The sequence below is a fragment of the Paenibacillus turicensis genome, from assembly GCF_017873435.1.
GTDB classification, from domain to species: domain Bacteria; phylum Bacillota; class Bacilli; order Paenibacillales; family Paenibacillaceae; genus Fontibacillus; species Fontibacillus turicensis.
In genome coordinates this window covers 1-1,609 of the sequence record NZ_JAGGKG010000042.1, presented here as the reverse complement: position 1 = coordinate 1,609, position 1,609 = coordinate 1, and the positions used below count along the sequence as shown (strand labels likewise).

Annotated in this window: 2 tRNA genes and 3 rRNA genes; all 5 read left to right on the top strand. The window is 50.4% G+C overall.

Annotated features, from left to right (window positions below):
• Positions 1-505: ribosomal RNA gene (locus J2Z32_RS22185) — 16S ribosomal RNA — on the top strand; the annotation flags it as partial.
• A 138-nt stretch (positions 506-643) separates the two neighbouring features.
• Positions 644-760: ribosomal RNA gene (gene rrf, locus J2Z32_RS22180) — 5S ribosomal RNA — on the top strand.
• A gap of 29 nt (positions 761-789) precedes the next feature.
• Positions 790-866, top strand: a tRNA-Ile gene (locus J2Z32_RS22175).
• A gap of 24 nt (positions 867-890) precedes the next feature.
• Positions 891-966: transfer RNA gene (locus tag J2Z32_RS22170), tRNA-Ala, on the top strand.
• Between the two features lie 182 nt (positions 967-1,148).
• A 23S ribosomal RNA gene (locus tag J2Z32_RS22165) occupies positions 1,149-1,609 on the top strand; the annotation flags it as partial.

Genomic DNA, 1,609 nt, shown 5'->3' with positions numbered 1-1,609 from the left:
TGAGACAGGTGGTGCATGGTTGTCGTCAGCTCGTGTCGTGAGATGTTGGGTTAAGTCCCGCAACGAGCGCAACCCTTGATCTTAGTTGCCAGCAAGTAAGGTTGGGCACTCTAAGGTGACTGCCGGTGACAAACCGGAGGAAGGTGGGGATGACGTCAAATCATCATGCCCCTTATGACCTGGGCTACACACGTACTACAATGGTTGGTACAACGGGAAGCGAAAGAGCGATCTGGAGCGAATCCTATAAAAGCCAATCTCAGTTCGGATTGCAGGCTGCAACTCGCCTGCATGAAGTCGGAATTGCTAGTAATCGCGGATCAGCATGCCGCGGTGAATACGTTCCCGGGTCTTGTACACACCGCCCGTCACACCACGAGAGTTTACAACACCCGAAGTCGGTGAGGTAACCGCAAGGAGCCAGCCGCCGAAGGTGGGGTAGATGATTGGGGTGAAGTCGTAACAAGGTAGCCGTATCGGAAGGTGCGGCTGGATCACCTCCTTTCTATGGAGAATCGTCTTCTGCAACGAAGACATTCAAATATAGTGAGCATAGCGATATGCTTACGAACCGTTACTTATTAACGTAAGTAACAAACTCACCTCGTTGTTTAGTTTTGAGAGGTTAAACCTCTTGAATACGTTTGGTGGCGATGGCGGAGGGGTTCCACACGTACCCATCCCGAACACGACCGTTAAGCCCTCCAGCGCCGATGGTACTTGGACCGAAGGGTCCTGGGAGAGTAGGACGCCGCCAAGCGTAACTCTTTATGAGTAACAATAATATATGGGCCCTTAGCTCAGTTGGTTAGAGCGCACCCCTGATAAGGGTGAGGTCGGTGGTTCGAGTCCACTAGGGCCCACCATAATACAATAAGTACAATTCCTATGGGGCTATAGCTCAGCTGGGAGAGCGCCTGCCTTGCACGCAGGAGGTCAGGGGTTCGATCCCCCTTGGCTCCACCATAATGAATTAAACTTGTTCCTTGAAAACTGGATACCGAAACGAAAAAAGCGTTTTAGAAACAATCCTTTAAGCTGAACTTGTGTAAACAAGTTTGAAATAAGGTAGTTGAAAGCGAAAAGTGTTGTGATGATGAATCCTTTGCGGTTTCTGCAACAGATTCAGCAGCACAATAGTTTGAGCAGGTTAAGCTACTAAGAGCACACGGAGGATGCCTAGGCACTAGGAGCCGAAGAAGGACGTGGCGAACAACGAAACTGCCTCGGGGAGCTGTAAGCAAGCATTGATCCGGGGATATCCGAATGGGGAAACCCAGCTACTGTAATAGGTAGTTACTCATATCTGAATACATAGGGTATGAAGAGGCAGACCAGGGGAACTGAAACATCTAAGTACCCTGAGGAAGAGAAAACAAAAGTGATTCCGTCAGTAGCGGCGAGCGAACGCGGAGAAGCCCAAACCAAGAAGCTTGCTTCTTGGGGTTGTGGGACGTCTCACATGGAGTTACAAAGGAACCGGTTAAACGAAGAGGTCTGGAAAGGCCCGCCAGAGAAGGTAAAAGCCCTGTAATTGAAAGTCTGTTCCCTCCGAGACGGATCCCGAGTAGTGCGGGGCACGTGAAACCCCGTATGAATCCGGCAGGAC